Consider the following 16,945-nt stretch of genomic DNA (forward strand, 5'->3'; position numbering starts at 1 on the left):
AAACTCCGCATCATTCAACCAAACAAGGCCGCAGATGATTTGGGGCATGCACCTCCACTACCAGCCAGCCAGAACCCACAGTAGCAACGAGCGCCTAAACTCGGTTCCGGCTGGCCGGTAGGGCAGGGTATTATGTGGTTTCTAGCAAGTAGGCCCGCAAGGCTTCGTAAGTGGGCTCAAGCAAAATGCTGTGTTTCTGCCGGCTCAGCAGCTCGTCCAGGGCCGCTGGTATGGGTACCGTATGGCCCGTAGCCTGCTCCACGGCGTCCGGGAATTTTACGGGGTGGGCAGTTTCCAAGAAAATGCCGGGCTGCCCAGGCTGCTGACGCAAGTAGTCCTCTAGAGCGAAATAAGCCACGGCGCCGTGCGGATCGAGGAGGTAGCCGGTTTGATCGTGTACGCGCCGGATGGTGGCGGTAGTGTCCGCGTCTGTCACGGAATAGCCACTGAGCAGCTGCTGAATAACGGGGTGCTCATGGCTAAACAGCTCCAGAATACGACTGAAGTTGCTCGGGTCGCCTACGTCCATGGCATTGGAAAGGGTAGCCACGGCCACCTGGGCTGAGTAACTGCCCGACTTTAAGTAAGCAGGCACGGCGTCGTTGGCATTGCAGGCCGCCACAAAATGTCCTACCGGCAGCCCGGAAGTATACGCCAGCAGCCCCGCACACAAGTTGCCGAAGTTTCCGCTAGGCACGGCCACCACGGGCGCCGCAGATCCTGCCTGCTGTTGGGCCACGGCGTAGCAGTAGTACACCTGCTGGGGCAGCCACCGAGCTACGTTGATGGAGTTGGCCGAGGTAAGACGCCGGCGGCTCGTAACAGCTTCGTCGCGGAAGGCTTGCTTCACGAGGCGCTGACAGTCATCGAAATTGCCGCGCACCTCCAGGGCGATTACGTTCTGGCCCAAGGCCGTGAGTTGCTGTTCTTGCACCGGGCTTACCTTGCCCGAAGGGTAGAGGATAACGACTTCTACTCCCGGTACTCCCAGAAAGCCGCTTGCTACGGCCCCGCCGGTATCGCCGGAGGTAGCCACCAGTACTGTTACTGGGCGCGTTTCGTGGCGGGAGAAGTACCCCAGGCAGCGGCTCATGAAGCGGGCTCCTACGTCCTTGAAAGCCAGTGTGGGGCCATGAAACAGTTCCAGGGCGCTAATTTGCTCTGTTACGGGCACCAGCGGAAAGGGGAAATCGACGGCTGCGGCGCAAATCTCGCGTAGCACGGCCTCCGGCATAGTATGGCCCACATAGGGTTGCAGCGTGGTATAGGCGATGTCGGCCGGCGACAAAGAGGCAAGGCTTTCGACGAAGCCGGCCGGAAAGCGCGGAATAGATTCGGGAAAGTATAGGCCCCCATCGGGCGCTTGCCCGGCCACGGCAGCCGTGCGAAAATCGGCCGGGGCCGACTGGCGGTTGAGACTATAATAGAGCATGAGTAAGCAAGCAAAAGGAGAGGTAAACCAGCAGAGTAGCCAGAGGAAGGCAGCCCAGAGAAACGACCCGCGCTACGCGGACGGAGGGGCTACTAGTGTCACGCCTTGCTGGTTAATTGTGGTTAGGTAGGTGTGGTGGTCGAGGCCTAGGCGCTCATACACGTCGTGCATTACCGCTTCTACGGCGCGGGCAGTCGCCTCATCTTTGCTGAGCATGAACAGGGAAGGGCCCGAGCCAGAAATGCCACCGCCCAGGGCCCCCGCGGCTTGACTGCCCTGCTTCACCTCCTGGAAGCCCGGAATAAGAATGCTGCGCACCGGCTCGATGATGACGTCTTCAAGGGCGCGCCCAATGAGGTCGTAGTCGTGCTGGAGTAGTCCGGCTACCAGGGCGCCCACATTGCCCCATTGCTGGATAGCCAACTTCAGCGGCACCTGCTGCTTCAGAATCTGGCGGGCATCGGAGGTCTTTACCTCAATTTGGGGGTGTACTACCGTCACGAACAGGGGCGGCGCCGACAAGGGCACAATGTCGGGCCGAGGCGTGGTGGCCCGAATTAGCGTGACGCCGCCGTAAATGCCAGGCGCAATATTATCGGCATGGCGGACGCCAGACGATACTTCCTCGCCGTACATGGCAAACTCTACCAACTCCGGCTTGCTGAACCGGTTGCCTAATAGTTGGTTAGCCCCTACTACGGCCCCCGCGGCGCTGGCGGCACTACTGCCTATACCACTGCCAGGCTTGATGGCCTTGCTGATGCGCACCTCTATGCCCACCGGCTCTGGCACGGCCCGCAGGAAAGCCAGGAGAGCCGCTCCGGCCACGTTGCGAGCAGGTTCCGTGGGTAGGTTATAGTCGTCTTCATTGATAATGGTGACGCCGGGCTGCTCGGTGAGGCGCAAGTGCATGGTATCATTGGGCTCGTTGAGGGCAAAGCCCAGCACATCAAACCCGCACACTACATTGGCAACGGTGGCCGGCGCCAGCACGGTAACGGAAGAAGAAAGATTCATAGGAGAAGGCATAAGCCGATTACGACTGCACGGCACGAAGAATATCGGCAAACACGCCCGAGGCCGTTACGTCGGCACCGGCGCCGGCGCCTTTGATTACGAGGGGTTGCTCTACGTAGCGGTTGGTGTAGAACAGCACCGCATTGTCCTTGCCCTGCAAAGAATACAAATCGTGGCCGGGTGCCAAGGACTGCAAGCCTACCCGGGCCTTATCGTCGGCGTAGCTGGCCACAAAACGCAGCTTTTGCCCGTTGGCCGCGGCCGCGTCGTAGAGTCCGCGGAAATGGGGCTCGTGCACGGCTAGTTGCTCGTAGAAAGCAGCTACATCGCCTTCTAAGCAGGAAGCCGGCAGAAAGGAGTCGTTGTGGATGTCACTCATTTCCAGAGTGCGCCCCGATTCCCGAGCTAGAATCAGAATCTTGCGCGCCACGTCTACCCCCGTAAGGTCGAGGCGCGGATCTGGCTCGGTGTAGCCTTCGTCCTGGGCCTGGCGCACTACCTCGGCAAAGGAGCGCGTGCCGTCGTAGTTATTGAACACGAAGTTGAGCGTGCCCGACAGGACGGCTTCAATGTGGTGTACCTCGTCGCCACTGCGCAGCAAGTCGTTGAGGGTGCCAATTACCGGGAGGCCCGCGCCTACGTTGGTTTCAAACAAGAATTGGGTGTTGAAGTCGTGCGCCAAGGCCTTCAGGCGAGCGTACTCAGCGTAGGCAGATGAAGCCGCTACCTTATTACAAGCCACTACTGCCACGCTACGGGCTAGTAGGGGCGCATAGCCGGCGGCTACGTCGGCGCTGGCCGTTACGTCCACGAACACCGTGTTGCGCAGGTTCAGCGCCAGCAGCTCTGCGGTCAGCTCGGTCAAGTTCATGGGTTGGCCGGCTTCTAGTGCGGGCTTCCAGTTGTGTAGGTCCAGTCCTTCCTCATCCAGCACAAAGCGGGAACTGTTGGCTAGCCCTACTACTCGTAGGTTGAGGCGTAGCTTCTCACGTAGCCAGGTCTGTTGGCGGGCTAGTTGGTCGAGGAGCTTGCGGCCCACGTTGCCTACGCCCACTAGCACCATATTTACTTGGCGGGTGGTGGCTTCAAAGAAGGTTTCGTGCAAGACGTTGATGGCCTTGCGCACATCCTGCTGCCGGATTACAGTGGAGATATTCTTCTCAGAGGAGCCCTGCGCAATAGCCCGGATGTTGATGCCATTGGTCCCGAGTGCTCCAAACATACGCCCGCTGATACCGGGGTGGTCCTTCATCTGCTCACCTACCAGGGCCACAATAGCTAGGTCATCTTCCCGGTACAGCGGATCAAGGCGGCCCGCGCTGATTTCGGGCCCGAATTCTTCGTCGGCGGCTTGCTGGGCACGGGCGGCATCGGCCTTGTTCACAGCCACCGAGATAGAATGCTCCGAGGAGCTTTGGGTTATTAGAATGACGTTGACCTGCTCGCGGGCCAGGGCGGCAAACAGCCGGCGCGAAAAGCCCGGAATGCCGACCATGCCGCCGCCTTCCAGGCGCAGCAGCGTAACGGCCCCAATGCTGGATAAGCCACGCACCGTAGCCTGGTGGGCGGGCGGCGCTACTTCTACTAGGGTGCCTTCATCTTCTGGAGCAAAAGTGTTCTTGATCCAGAGTGGAATGCCCTGGCGCATTACGGGTTGAATAGTAGGTGGGTAGAGTACCTTGGCCCCGAAGTGTGACAGTTCCATGGCCTCCTGGTAGGAAATGCGCGGAATGGGCCGGGCGTGGCGCACGAGGCGCGGGTCGGCCGTCATCATGCCGCTCACATCGGTCCAGATTTCCAGTTGCTCGGCGCCTAGGGCACCAGCAAAAATAGCGGCGGTGTAATCGGAGCCGCCGCGGCCCAGGGTGGTCGTGCTACCATCATGGGTGGCCGCTACGAAGCCGGGTGCTACGTACAGGGCCGCGTCGGCTCCGCTCACGGCTGCCTGTATCTGCGGGTTGGTGGTTGTGAAGTCAACGGCGGCGTGGCCGTAATGGGCGTCCGTGCGAATCAGCTGGCGGCTGTCGAGCCACTGGTGAGGCGTGTCTTGGGCCGCTAGTGCCGCCGCTACCACCCGCGACGACAGCAACTCCCCGTAACTTACCAGCCGGTCGAGGGTGCGGGCCGACAGCTCGCCCAGGGCAAATACGCCGTCGCAGATACTTTCCAGTTCATTGCAGTACGTTTTCACTAAGCTGAGCACCGCACTTTGACCCGTGATGGGTAGTAGGCTGCGCACCACATCGAGGTGACGCTGCTCCAGCACTTGCAGGTGTTCTCGGTAGGAGGCATCGGCCGCCGCCGCCCGGCGTCCGGCATCAATCAGCGCATCGGTAACCCCACTCAGCGCCGAAACGACTACCACGGTGGGAGTTCGTTGGGCGGCAGCGTGGGCCAAGGCCAATACGCGTTTAATGTTGTCGGCCGTAGCCACGGATGAACCTCCGAATTTGAGAACCTGCATAGGAAAAGGACAAGAAAAAACCCGCTTCGACCCGGTAGCTCCTGAGGGAGGTTCCGGCGAGGCGGGCGGCGAACAATCAAAAAAGAGAAAGAGAAATCCGCAGCCCGCGTCAGCGGGTTGTTGTCACGGTAATCCCTGTAATAATGACAGCCACTGGGGCCACCAAGATGCGGGGTACTACAGAAAGGGCTCGGAATGAGGCCATACGTGCGAGGATTGCGGCCGTAAAGTAGGAATTTTTCTGAAAGACCAACGTTTACGATATCGTGAATTTACATTTTCTACCTCCTTCCCCGGCTCTACTCTGTCTTCCTGTGGGGGTGAGGCGGAAAGATTAACGCGCTGTCAGGTGCTTTTTGGGGCCGTTGGGCTAGCCTCGTGGTAAGGTAGCGGTCTGGCCCTCTGCCACAAGTAGTTCCGCGGCCTTTCGGGGCGCCTTCCATTTGCGTACCTTTGCACTCCCAATCCCTTTTCTGCAGGCACGATGCTAGATAAACTAGAGGCCATCCAACAGCGCTTCAACGACGTGAGCGAACAACTCACGCATCCAGACGTCATGAGCGACATGAAGCGCTTCAAGACGCTCAATAAAGAATATAAGGACCTGAATAAGATTGTCGTCGAGTACAAGGCCTACCTGAATGTGCTGGCTAACATCGACGGCGCCAAGGAAGTTATTTCCACCGAGAAGGACGAAGACTTCCGCCAAATGGCTAAGGATGAGCTAGAAGCGCTCTACCCCGAGCAGGAACGCTTGGAAGCCGTTATCAAAGACTTGCTGATTCCTAAGGACCCGAACGATTCCAAGGATATTATCATGGAAATCCGGGCCGGAGCGGGCGGCGACGAGGCTGCCATCTTTGCCGGCGACTTGCAGCGTATGTACATGCGCTACGCCGAAAAGCACGGATTGCGCATGGATTTGATTGATGCTACGGAAGGTACTTCTGGTGGCTACAAAGAAATTATCCTCGCCGTGAAGGGCGAAGACGTGTACGGCAAGCTCAAGTTTGAATCGGGGGTGCACCGCGTGCAGCGCGTACCCGCCACCGAAACTCAGGGCCGCATTCACACCTCCGTAGCTTCTATTGTGGTAATGCCCGAAGCCGAGGAACTGGACGTGGAAATCGACATGAACGACGTACGTAAGGACCTGTTTATGTCGTCGGGTCCCGGTGGTCAGTCAGTAAACACAACTTACTCGGCCGTGCGCCTCACCCACATTCCTACTGGTCTGGTGGCTCAATGCCAGGACCAAAAATCACAGCTCAAGAACTTCGATAAGGCCTTGCAGGTACTTCGCTCGCGCCTCTACGAGATTGAGTTGGCCAAGAAAAACGAAGCCGAAGGTGCGGCCCGTAAGAGCATGATTGGCGGCGGCGACCGGTCAGACAAAATTCGCACCTACAACTACCCCCAGGGCCGAGTAACGGACCACCGCATAGGCTTCACGGTGTATAACCTGAGCAGCGTAATGGACGGTAACATTGATGATTTTGTGGAGCAGCTTCGCCTAGCTGAAAGCGCTGAACGTCTTAAGGAAGGCGTAGCGTAATAACTTGGCTGGCCGCACGTTTGTCTTCCCAGACGCACCAGAACGTCATGCCCAGGAACGACGCATCTATTCGCTACGGTAGTAATCAATAGTATTACAACGTCAGCACCTGAGATGCACCGTCCCGCGGCATGACGTTCTTTTTTAGCTTGCCATTCTATGCGCTTTCTACTCCCGTTGCTGCTTTTCTTTTCCGCTTTGGCCTTGCTACCAGGGTGCGAACCCAAGGAAGACATCATCACGACGGATAGCAGTGCCAAGCTCGAATTCTCCGCCGATACGGTGAAGTTCGACACCGTATTTGTGACGGTGGGCACGGTAACCAAGCGCCTGTGGGTGTACAACCGCAACCCGCGTGCCGTGCGGGTGGAGGAAATCAGCCTGACTGGTCGTCCAGGGGTAACGTACAACCTCCTTATTAATGGCGATGCTGGCAGTACGGCTAACAACGTAGAAATTAGGGGCAAAGACAGCTTGTTGGTGCTGGTGAGTGCTACCGTAGACCCTACGGCCGGCGACGCGAGGCCTTTTATTGTGGAGGACGACTTACGCTTCCGCACCAACGGCAACAACCAGCAGGTGAAAGTGCTGAGCTACGGGCAAAATGCCTACTTCCACGCCGCTGAAACGTTGCCCTGCAATGCCGTCTGGACAGCCGACAAGCCCCATGTCATCTACGACTACGCGCGGGTGGGCCCCAACTGTACCCTGACGATTGAGCCAGGTACTCGTATATACAGCCATTCGGGCGCCTTTCTGGTGGTGCAAGGACGCTTGCTCATCAACCCCACCTATGCGCCTACCGGCGAGTTGAAACCCGATGATAAGAACATTGTGCGCTTTCAGGGCGACCGGCTAGAGGAGGTGTACAACGAGGTGCCGAGCCAGTGGGGGGGTATCGAGTTTGACCAAGGTAGCCGCAACAACGTAGTTCGCTACACTGAAATTAAGAACAGCGCATTTGGCCTGCTGGCCTATAACCCAAACAACACCCAGCCGCGTCCCAACATATTGGTGGAGAATACGGTGCTGAAAAATATATCCAGCGCCAAACTAGCTTTTGCCAACGGAGGGCTTTCCTTGGAAGGTGCTGGTATTCTGGGTATCTCCGCCGATTTTACGGTGCACAATACCTTGCTCACAAACTGCGGCGAATATGCCGTGTGGGCCGTGCAGGGTGGCACCTACCGGTTTGACTACTGCACCATTGCAAACTATACCCCGCAGTTTCGGCGGGAGTCGTCCTCGGTGTTACTGGCCTCAACTATCAAAATCAACGGGGTGACGCAGCCAGCCGTAGCCCCCAGCTTTATCATGCGCAACTCCATTGTGTGGGGTTCTATTGAGGATGAACTAGCCTTTATTGATGGAGAGCAGTACCCTAGCAACATCAACATCAGCCATAGCCTCTTGCGCACCAAGGACTACGCAAAAGGGGGAGCACTAGACCAAAGTAAAAATGGTAACATACTGAACCCGAGTGAGTCGAGCCGCAGTATCTTCCGAAGCACTCCGTTTCGCTTCCGCGGCAAGGGCTACGATTATCAGCTGGATACTCTCTCGCCCGCTTCTAACCAGGGCGTACCGTTGCCTACTACCATCGACCTGCTAAACCGCCGCCGCAACGCGAACAACCCCGACGTAGGTGCGTACGAGCGGGTAAATCCATAACCTTATGCAGTTTATTCAGAAGCGCCTGCGGTTGCCGGCTGTCGGTCGGGGTTTTCACTTGGTTACCGATTTGCTGGTGGCTGAGCTGCCAGAGCTAGAGAATCTACGGATGGGTACCGCCCACTTTTTCATTCAGCATACATCGGCTAGCTTGAGCATCAACGAAAACGCGGACCCCACCGTGCGCCACGATTTTGAGCAGTTCTTCAACCGTACTGTACCTGAAAACGCGCCCTATTTTCGCCACACGATGGAAGGCCCCGACGACATGCCAGCCCACATCAAAGCCAGCCTGCTGGGGCATGCTGTGAGCATTCCAATCAGCAACGGAGAGTTGGCTTTGGGCACCTGGCAGGGAATTTACTTGGGCGAGCACCGGAACCATGGTGGCCGGCGCTGGGTGCTTGCCACACTCATGGGGCAGTAGCACCAGTTGGACGCCCCAGGGCCCCTGCTGGGCGACGAACTACCACAAAGGCAAGCCATTGGCGAAGTAGTTGCGTATAAACGAGCGAAGCTCATTCGCCTATTGTCATGCTTACTGCCTTGTTGCTTACTTCTGCCACGTCCTTATCAGCTGCGCTACTGTACGCGGCGGCGTTGCTGGGTCCTGATCAGCAAGGCCCCCGAAATTCTAGCAGGCAGCAGGCCGAAATAAACCCAACCGCTACGGCGCACACGGCCGGTGCACCAAGTCGGTCTGGGGTAACAACGGCCCGGTTGGTTCGTCTCACCAATGATTCTTTGGCTGGGCAACCCTTTGGAGCCGAGCCAACGGTAGCAGAGCTACTGCTGGATGGAGGCAAAGTAGTAGCCCGTCGGCCCTGCCGCAATTTGCACGAGGCTGGGCAGGTAGATACAGTGCTTTTGTTGCGCCATCAAGGCAATACTTTTGAGTTTTACCGTGCGGCGGAAAAAGACCTGTTGCGTGACGCTGCCATTACAAACTTTCAGCCTTCATACGCTCGCCGCCTACGTACGCGCATGGAAGCCGCGCACCGTCCGGCTATGGGTGTTTCTGAGCAATTACGCATCGGGGATACCGAGCGCACCAATTACGTGTCGGTTCTGTACCAGGGCGGCCGGCTAAGCGCCGTACACGTAGAACCGTACTTGGATTAAGATAAGGCGCTGAGCTCAACCACTAAGAAATTGGTTGAGCGTAATCACTGAGCTATGCTGCTACCCAGGGAAACCTGAGGTTCTCGACTTACAGCACCCGCGTCCGTACGGAATAGCGCACGGAGTCAAATAGAACAAGCTTCTGCACACCGGTCACTTCATAGCTCGTTATTTGGCCTTGGGTGCAGGACAAACGGAGCTTTTTCTCCGAGTAAAACAGGGCATTATCCTGCTTTATAATGGCCGTAAGCTCTTGCACCTGGTTCGTGCCGTTGGCTGCATTAATCGTCAGCGACTCTACGGTACCCTCCACGCCAGGTTTGCGCGCGTAGCGCTGCACACCCCCAGCGGAATAAGCTGAGGGTGTTATTGTGTATGCATTGCGTAGGGCCGGCTTGTTGATGTCGGCCTGGTAAAAGATCTGTAGTTCCTTGCTCCAATCAGTTTGGGCAACGCGCGTGGTTTCTAGCTGCCCGTTGCGCAACTCCACTTGTTTATCTACTGCCGGCTTGCGCTGATTAAGCAATGCTACTTGCTGGTTTAGGAAGCCCTTGACATCGAAGTAGCCGGGTTTGCGGTTTGCTGGGTTCAGGCGCACGGTGGTATCCTCGCCCGGCCCACAAGCCCCGAGTAGCAGCAAGCTAACTAGTAGCCAAGAGCTACGCATTCGGTGTGCTTTCGAGACGCAGCAGGCTCTGACCACCCATCACCTCTGGTTGGGGTAAGCCCATCAACTGAAGAACGGTAGGCGCAATGTCCCCGAGCTTACCATCGGCCAAGGTGCCACGGTAGTCGTTGTCAGCCAAGATGCAGGGCACCAAGTTGGTAGTATGGGCCGTGTTGGGCGAGCCGTCAGGGTTGACCATCATGTCCGCATTGCCATGGTCGGCAATGATGATGCACGAGTAGTTGCTAGCCAGGGCCGTTTCTACTACATCCTTAGCGCATGCATCTACCGCCTCGGCTGCTTTCACCGCCGCCTCGAACACGCCAGTATGACCTACCATGTCGGTGTTGGCAAAGTTAAGCACCACAAAGTCTGCCGACTTGGCTTGTAGTTCCGGTACTAATGCGTCGCGTAGCTCATAGGCACTCATCTCCGGCTGTAAGTCGTAGGTGGCCACCTTTGGCGAGTTGCGCATGATGCGCTTCTCACCGTCGAACTCCGCCTCGCGGCCTCCTGAGAAGAAGAAGGTAACGTGCGGATACTTTTCCGTTTCGGCAATCCGAATTTGGGTTTTGCCATTTGCTTCCAGCACGGCACCTAAAGTATTCTCCAGGTTGTCTTTCTCGAAGATTGGCGTGACGCCCGTAAACGTGGCGTCGTAGTTGGTCATAGTCAGGTAGTGCAGATTGAGCCGGTGCATTTCATAGGCATGAAAGTCCTGCTGGGTCAGCGCCTGTGTTATCTCCCGGCCGCGGTCGGTGCGGAAGTTGAAGCAAATAACCACGTCACCCTCCTGAATAGTAGCCAGGGGCTGCCCGTCGGCTCCTACCTTAATGATAGGCTTCAAGAACTCGTCGGTAACTCCCTCCTTATAGGAGTCGAGCATGCTTTGGATCAGGTTCTGGGAAGGCGTACCCTTACCGTTCACCAGCAGGTCGTACGCCAGCTTCACCCGCTCCCAGCGGTTGTCGCGGTCCATAGCGTAGTAACGGCCAACTAGCGTAGCAATTTTGCCGCTAGCCCCGCGCTGCAAGTGTTGCTCCAGGTCGTTTACGTAGTTCACGCCGCCTTTGGGGTCGGTGTCGCGGCCGTCGGTGAAGGCGTGAATAAATACCTTGTGCACCTCCTGGTCGTGGGCAATGGTGCACAGAGCTTTCAGGTGCTCAATATGAGAGTGCACGCCACCGTCGGAGAGTAGACCCATCAGGTGCACCGGCTTCTGGTTAGCGCGTGCATATTCCAGCGCTTTCTGTAGGGCGGGCATAGCTGCCAGCTTACGCTCCCGGATAGATTTGTTGATGCGGACAAGGTCTTGGTATACCACGCGGCCAGCCCCAATATTCATGTGGCCCACCTCAGAATTACCCATTTGCCCATCGGGCAATCCTACGGCCTCGCCGGAGGCTTGCAACTTGCTATGCGCAAAACGCTGAAACAACGAGTCGACATAAGGCGTACGCGCTTGGTCAATGGCCGATACTTCTTTGTTCTGCGCCAGTCCCCAGCCGTCCAGAATTACCAACAATACCTGTTTGTTCATGGTGCAAAGATATACGGGTGCCGCCTAAACGCGCGCATTTTCCCTAACTTAGCCCTGGAGTAGTGGACTTGGCGGGAAAATACTTGTACTACTATATGATTGGCATAGTTTTCGCAAACTGCATGACGAATTCTCTACTCTAGCATGAAACGCACTTTTTTCCTGGTATTCGTCCTGTTCTGGAGTCTCCTGTTGTCAGTAGGTGTCCAGGCCCAGGGGGAAGCCTTCGCCCCTATTCGCAATGCCATCAGGGGTAGCTCCTCACACGAACTAGCTGAGTACTTCGCTCCTACGGTAGAGCTCAGCTTCGACGGAGACAAGCAAAGCTATAGCTCTACGCAGGCCGAGTTTGTCATGAAAGACTTCTTCGCTAAGAATAGCCCCGCTTCCTTTGATTTTATCCATTACGGGGGAAGCAATGAGGGTACCCCGTATGCAGTAGGTAAGTACGCTGGCAAAAATGGTACTTACCGCATGTTTGTCAAGATGAAATCAGTTAGTGGTGCTCTTAAGATTGGCACAATCGATTTCTCGAAGGAATAAATTCCCTACTCTTCTCTCTCCCGACGCGCCGCAGATCTTTCTGCGGCGCGTTTTTTATGTCTATATCCTAGCCTGCATCCCACACGAGGGGTTTTACTTGCCTTAAGGAGGGTAGGCATTCACAAAGACCTAGTAGTGGGCTGGCAGTGTGTAACTTCCGGTGAGTAGAATGAGGTAAGAGGGTAGGGCCGGGAATCGGGCTGTTTTTGCTATTTTTGCGCCGTGCAAACCCCATCTTACCTTACGCCGGAAGCTCTTTCTACTTTCATCCGCACGGCTCTAGCCGAGGACGTGGGTGATGGCGACCATTCAGCCCAGGCCGCTATACCCGCTGAAGCCCGCAACCGAGCCCACCTGCTGGTGAAAGATGCAGGCGTGTTGGCCGGCGTAGAACTAGCTCACCTCATCTTCCGAGAGGTAGACCCGGAACTTCAAGTAGAGCAGCTTCTGGCTGATGGAGCCCGCGTTCAGTACGGCGACATTGCCTTCACGGTAGAAGGACGCTCTCGCAGCATTCTGACCGCCGAGCGCCTTGTGCTCAACTGTATGCAGCGCATGAGTGGTATTGCTACGCACACAGCCCACCTCACTACTTTGCTGAGCGGTACCAAGGCCCGGCTGCTGGATACGCGCAAAACCACGCCTAACTTCCGGCTCTGCGAGAAGTGGGCCGTGCTGATTGGTGGAGGTGTAAATCACCGCTACGGGTTGTTCGACATGATTATTCTGAAGGATAACCACGTCGACTACGCTGGCGGCATTCGGCAGGCGGTAAAAGCCACGCAGGCCTACTTGGCCAGCACCGGCCGTCAGTTGCCCATTGAAGTAGAAACCCGCACCCTGGCTGAAGTACAGGAGGCGCTAGAAGTGGGCGGCATCAGCCGAATCATGCTCGATAATATGGCCCCGCCCATGCTGCGTGAAGCAGTAGCTTTGGTAGCCGGTCGCCTGCCGCTTGAGGCGAGCGGGGGTATTACGGAAGAAACCATTGCAGACGTTGCGGCAACCGGGGTAGACTTCATTTCGGTGGGGGCGCTTACGCACTCTACCAAGAGCCTCGACATGAGTTTAAAAGCATACTAACTTTTCTAGTGAATTGAATGTAGCCGAAGAGGTAGCACACGTGGTGTAACTACGTGCGGGTAGCTGGCCTACCGCTGTCATAATCGGCTCGTTCCACGTGTTTTCCATATCACCCATGCAACTTCCCAACCAACGCGGCAACTACCGACAACAAGCGCAGCCGCAGGGACCCTCGCCGCTGGCTATTGTCACCAAAAAGCACCAGCTCGATACCGACACGTACACGCGCATTGCCATGGGCCGGGTGTGGCGCAAGGAGTGGTGGTACGCAGTTATTCCGTTCGTGCTGGGCTTGCTGCCAGTACTTATTTGGCCCTCATGGTGGTGGCTGGCCTCGGCGTTTATTCTGACGCTGCTGTACGTGCTGCTACGTTCAGCTCAGATTACTGGAGCCACCCAGATGGAGCAAAGCAAGCCGTTGTTTGAAAAGCTCAACTATGAGTTCGACAATAAGCAAATTGTGCTGCGCCGCAACGAGCGGGAAGGCATGCGCCTAACCTGGGATATGATTGGTAGCGTGCAGCGTGAAGACGGGAGCTACCTCCTCAACCTGAAAGGCCCCGACGAACTGCCCGAAGACATCAAAGGCTGGCGCCGCTGGGCTGCCAAGACGTTCGAAACGCCCATCTTTGTGCAAGTGCCCGACCGGATTTTTAAAGGCGGCAACGACCAAAAACTGTTCGAGGCCATGCTGCGCCGCAAGAACTTGCTGCCTGCTTTGCCTACCCAACCCGCCGCGTAAGCCAACTTTCGGTCTGCGCTTTTCGTCATTCAACTAACTACGTAGCTCATTCTTCTTTTCTCATGACTAAGCAACTCGTGCTTTCTGCCCTAGCTCTGGCCACGCTCGCCCTGAACGCGTGCAGCACCGAACCTTCTGACTGGCGCCCTGACAAAAAAGTATCGGTAGATATGGTAGCTCCCGGCTCCCGCTCATCCGACAACTTTGACCAGCACACGGAGCATGAAGCCGACCAAGCAAAAGGTGGCGCTATTGAGCGTCCCATCAGCTCGGAAGTGACTTTGGATGAGCCTAATGCGAAAGAGAAAATTTCGGCTGATGCGGCTCGCACGGCTAACTCCGAAGAAGCATCGCGCACCAATCACCCAGCGGCTCCTCAGACCGTGCAAAACGCTGGTACCAAAGGCGAGGATCAGGAGTAGTATATGGCCCTAGCATTGTGGAAAACCGCTGCGGTAGTGGTGGGCCTGGCCATAGCTAGCACGCTAACGGGCTGCGAGCAGAAACCCGCCGGCCAAGCAGCTACTACCGCTCCCGCTGGTACTACCGAAACTCCGGTGCTGGCTGCCGCGTACAGCTGCCCTATGGGTTGCGAAGGCAGCGCCAGCAGCAAGCCTGGCAAGTGCCCGGTATGCGGAATGGAGCTGGAAGCCAACCCCGCCGCCAAAGCTGCTCCTTCAGATTCACTTTGATTTGAGTAGAAAGGCGCCTACTTTTGCAGCATTGTTGCAAAAGTAGGCGCCTGTTTTGTGGCCATACTACTGCGAAAGGGCGTGCAAACGCCCTTTTTACTATTTCAGGGTGCTGTATGAGTAGCGCTTAGGAAATGCGGCTGGGTTAGTACTAGTCGCCAACTAGGCTGGCTACTCAATTATTGTTTCTCCAACCTATGTGGTTTGCCGTTTTTGCTTTGTTTGGTACCGTGCTGGGCGCCGGTTGGCTAACCCGCTTTGTGCCGACGGCTCGCACCACGTGGATGAAGCCACTACTGGCTTTTAGTGGCGCTTATCTGTTTACCCTCACCATCACGCATCTGCTACCCGAGGCCTTGCAAATGCTGCCGGGGCATCGGGTTGGGTACTTTGTGCTGGCTGGTTTCTTTGGGCAGCTGTTGCTGGAGGTATTTTCGCAGGGCGTGGAGCATGGGCACGTGCATCACCATACGGAACATGCTGGGCGAGTGCCATTTCTGCTCTTGTTTTCACTAGTGCTACACTCTTTCTTGGAGGGTAGTATACTGGTGAAAACGCCGGCTGCAGGCGATGTAAGCCAGAACTTCTACGCTATTCTGGCCGGAGTAGCCCTGCATCACATTCCGGCGGCGTTTGCCCTGATGGCCGCTTTGCTACTACGCCTAGGTACGTTCAGCCGGGCCATGCCCTACCTGTTAGTATTCGCGGCCGCGGGCCCGGCCGGTATCATCATCAGCAACTACGTAGTGCTGGAAGACTTATTGCAGCACGGGCTGTACGCAGCTTTGCTGGGCTTAGTAGCCGGCAATTTCCTGCATGTATCTACTACCATCTTGTTCGAAACCAGTCCCGATCATAGCCTGAACGTGCGCAAAGTAGCGGCTACTGTGGCGGGCATGGTGCTGGCTTTGGCCGTAGACTGGATGTAAGCAATGATCAGGCTGCTACCTACCAGCCTGGTGCCTGGTAGTAAAGCTTCTTACCCTTCGTAATGCGCCAGTGGGCTAGTAGCTGGGCGTTGCTTTCTGATTGGGAGGGCTCGGTGAGCTGCTCAAAGGCCATGACGGTGCAGGAGGTGCCAAGCCTAACAACTGGTTCCGATGATTGAGCGAGCTGCTGCAGGGCCAGTCGCTCGCAGTCGTTGTTATCGGTGGAAGCAATGCGGGGCTGGTCAACCGCCATGTAGATAGCAGCGCATACACCTAGGGCCGCCAGATACCAGCGCAGGGTCTTGCCGGCAAGGTGATGTACCACATACCAACTGGAACTGCCGTAGCAGTACACCATGCCTAGTATAATGGGCAGTATGGAGTCGCGGCGTAGAATGAGCGGGCGGTAGTTGCGGTACCCTCCCAAAGGCAGCAGCAGCACATAGACTAGCGCGAACAGCCCCAGCCATTGTATGCCGCGCGTAATTCGCTCCGTGGTGGGCGTGAACGGCAATAGGCGGCGCAATACGTAGCGGTTGAGCAGAAGCAAGGCTATGAGCAATGGCAGGCCCAGCTTCACGGTAAGCTGTTTGTATACTCCTTTGGGCAACAGGCGGTACCGCTCGAAGAGAGGCAAGGTGTGCGTATAGCTTTCGGCCTCATAGCGCCCTAAGTATAGCGAGTAGAGGCACAGCACCGCGAAAAATCCGAGCAAAAGAACAGGCTTTGCTGGCACGGTACGCAGCCTGCTTACCCAGTAGCTAGCCAACCAGGGCTGCCTGGTAGCACGCCACTGCTGCCCTACCCAATGCACCCCAATGCCGAGGAATAGCACCGATGCCGCCGCTACCACTATGGGCCCATTGAAGGCCAGCACCACGGCTAGCCCCATAAAGGCTAGCATCGCAAGCCAGGATAAGCGCAGTGGCTGACCGAAATAAGCGGCCTGGTAGAATGGCAAGAAGAACAGCAGCAGCAACGCCAGCGGAAAAGCGTAGAAGAAAACGTAGGATACCGAGTGGTCGATGATGCCCATTTGCATTTGGTACCCGCTGGCTTGAAACAGGGGCGCTACCAAGGCCGCGCCCAACCACAGGCGGTAGCTGCTTAGCCGGTACGTGCCTCCAATGTAAACTCCTAGCAAGTAAAATAAGAGTGCCTGCACCGCTGTTTTAAACAAAGCGCAGGCCGCGTACACGCTGCTAATGGGGTCGGTGACCTGTTGTAGCCACAACGGCACGTGCCGGAAGTACAAGTGCATGGCTAAATGGGCGAAGAAGCGGTTAGGTGCAATGTAAACTTCGTGCCGGGAGAAGGCCGCCCACCCAAATGGGTCCTGGAGTACTTGGCGACACAGTTCGCTGGGCAGGGCTATAACGGCAAGGTCGCCATCGAGGGGCATCTGGTAGTACTGAAGGTAGGAATACCCTAGGTCGAGTAGCACTACTGCTACCAGCAGCCAATACGTAACGGTTTTCAGCATCCCGG

General features: G+C 56.7%; 16 protein-coding genes. 10 read left to right on the top strand and 6 right to left on the bottom strand.

All coding sequences use genetic code 11. The annotated features are described in order from the left end of the window. Nucleotides 1-130: 130 nt before the first annotated feature. The 3 genes from thrC to thrA form a co-directional block, all read right to left on the bottom strand. The gene (gene thrC / locus CHB83_RS08020) at nt 131-1,432 is read right to left on the bottom strand and encodes a threonine synthase (protein ID WP_089332244.1); all 1,302 of its coding nucleotides are present in this window, start codon (nt 1,430-1,432) and stop codon (nt 131-133) included. A 72-nt stretch (nt 1,433-1,504) separates the two neighbouring features. Then, entirely contained in the window at nt 1,505-2,449 is a 945-nt protein-coding gene (locus tag CHB83_RS08025; RefSeq protein WP_089332540.1) for a homoserine kinase, read from the bottom strand. 19 nt (nt 2,450-2,468) lie between these two features. Beyond that, on the bottom strand, nt 2,469-4,913 hold the full coding sequence (thrA, locus tag CHB83_RS08030; RefSeq protein ID WP_089332245.1) for a bifunctional aspartate kinase/homoserine dehydrogenase I: 2,445 nt from the start codon (nt 4,911-4,913) through the stop codon (nt 2,469-2,471). A gap of 484 nt (nt 4,914-5,397) precedes the next feature. Here thrA and prfA point away from each other — a divergent pair, with 484 nt between their 5' ends. From prfA to CHB83_RS08050, 4 genes are all read left to right on the top strand, one after another. Continuing rightward, nucleotides 5,398-6,468, top strand: coding sequence for a peptide chain release factor 1 (gene prfA, locus CHB83_RS08035; RefSeq protein ID WP_045687698.1), 1,071 nt, complete (start codon nt 5,398-5,400; stop codon nt 6,466-6,468). A gap of 159 nt (nt 6,469-6,627) precedes the next feature. Then, nucleotides 6,628-8,139, top strand: a complete 1,512-nt coding sequence (locus CHB83_RS08040) for a hypothetical protein (protein WP_089332246.1) — start codon at nt 6,628-6,630, stop codon at nt 8,137-8,139. Between the two features lie 4 nt (nt 8,140-8,143). Beyond that, the gene (locus tag CHB83_RS08045) at nt 8,144-8,566 is read left to right on the top strand and encodes a secondary thiamine-phosphate synthase enzyme YjbQ (RefSeq protein WP_045687696.1); all 423 of its coding nucleotides are present in this window, start codon (nt 8,144-8,146) and stop codon (nt 8,564-8,566) included. Between the two features lie 107 nt (nt 8,567-8,673). Next, nucleotides 8,674-9,261, top strand: a complete 588-nt coding sequence (locus CHB83_RS08050; RefSeq protein ID WP_089332247.1) for a hypothetical protein — start codon at nt 8,674-8,676, stop codon at nt 9,259-9,261. A gap of 88 nt (nt 9,262-9,349) precedes the next feature. Here CHB83_RS08050 and CHB83_RS08055 read toward each other — a convergent pair whose 3' ends face one another. Together CHB83_RS08055 and gpmI are read right to left on the bottom strand one after the other, a co-directional pair. Then, complete coding sequence (locus CHB83_RS08055) at nt 9,350-9,928, bottom strand: hypothetical protein (protein ID WP_089332248.1); 579 nt, start codon at nt 9,926-9,928, stop codon at nt 9,350-9,352. Then, on the bottom strand, nt 9,921-11,468 hold the full coding sequence (gene gpmI / locus CHB83_RS08060) for a 2,3-bisphosphoglycerate-independent phosphoglycerate mutase (protein WP_089332249.1): 1,548 nt from the start codon (nt 11,466-11,468) through the stop codon (nt 9,921-9,923). The genes CHB83_RS08055 and gpmI overlap by 8 nt, the downstream gene beginning before the upstream one ends. A gap of 144 nt (nt 11,469-11,612) precedes the next feature. Here gpmI and CHB83_RS08065 point away from each other — a divergent pair, with 144 nt between their 5' ends. From CHB83_RS08065 to CHB83_RS08090, 6 genes are all read left to right on the top strand, one after another. Next, nucleotides 11,613-12,011, top strand: a complete 399-nt coding sequence (locus tag CHB83_RS08065) for a DUF4783 domain-containing protein (RefSeq protein ID WP_045687692.1) — start codon at nt 11,613-11,615, stop codon at nt 12,009-12,011. A 222-nt stretch (nt 12,012-12,233) separates the two neighbouring features. Continuing rightward, nucleotides 12,234-13,094, top strand: a complete 861-nt coding sequence (gene nadC, locus CHB83_RS08070) for a carboxylating nicotinate-nucleotide diphosphorylase (protein WP_089332250.1) — start codon at nt 12,234-12,236, stop codon at nt 13,092-13,094. A gap of 115 nt (nt 13,095-13,209) precedes the next feature. Further along, nucleotides 13,210-13,836 (top strand): hypothetical protein, encoded by a 627-nt coding sequence (locus CHB83_RS08075; RefSeq protein WP_089332251.1) that lies wholly within the window; start codon nt 13,210-13,212, stop codon nt 13,834-13,836. Nucleotides 13,837-13,898: 62 nt separating this feature from the next. Continuing rightward, the gene (locus tag CHB83_RS08080) at nt 13,899-14,258 is read left to right on the top strand and encodes a hypothetical protein (RefSeq protein WP_045687690.1); all 360 of its coding nucleotides are present in this window, start codon (nt 13,899-13,901) and stop codon (nt 14,256-14,258) included. A gap of 3 nt (nt 14,259-14,261) precedes the next feature. After that, on the top strand, nt 14,262-14,528 hold the full coding sequence (locus tag CHB83_RS08085; protein WP_089332252.1) for a heavy metal-binding domain-containing protein: 267 nt from the start codon (nt 14,262-14,264) through the stop codon (nt 14,526-14,528). 197 nt (nt 14,529-14,725) lie between these two features. Beyond that, nucleotides 14,726-15,457 carry a ZIP family metal transporter gene (locus CHB83_RS08090; RefSeq protein ID WP_045687688.1) on the top strand — a complete coding sequence of 244 codons (732 nt, stop codon included), beginning with the start codon at nt 14,726-14,728 and terminating at the stop codon, nt 15,455-15,457. A 19-nt stretch (nt 15,458-15,476) separates the two neighbouring features. Here CHB83_RS08090 and CHB83_RS08095 read toward each other — a convergent pair whose 3' ends face one another. Beyond that, the gene (locus CHB83_RS08095) at nt 15,477-16,940 is read right to left on the bottom strand and encodes a hypothetical protein (protein WP_089332253.1); all 1,464 of its coding nucleotides are present in this window, start codon (nt 16,938-16,940) and stop codon (nt 15,477-15,479) included. Nucleotides 16,941-16,945 lie beyond the last annotated feature (5 nt).

This window comes from Hymenobacter mucosus (assembly GCF_900188255.1).
In the GTDB taxonomy this organism is placed as follows: domain Bacteria; phylum Bacteroidota; class Bacteroidia; order Cytophagales; family Hymenobacteraceae; genus Hymenobacter; species Hymenobacter mucosus.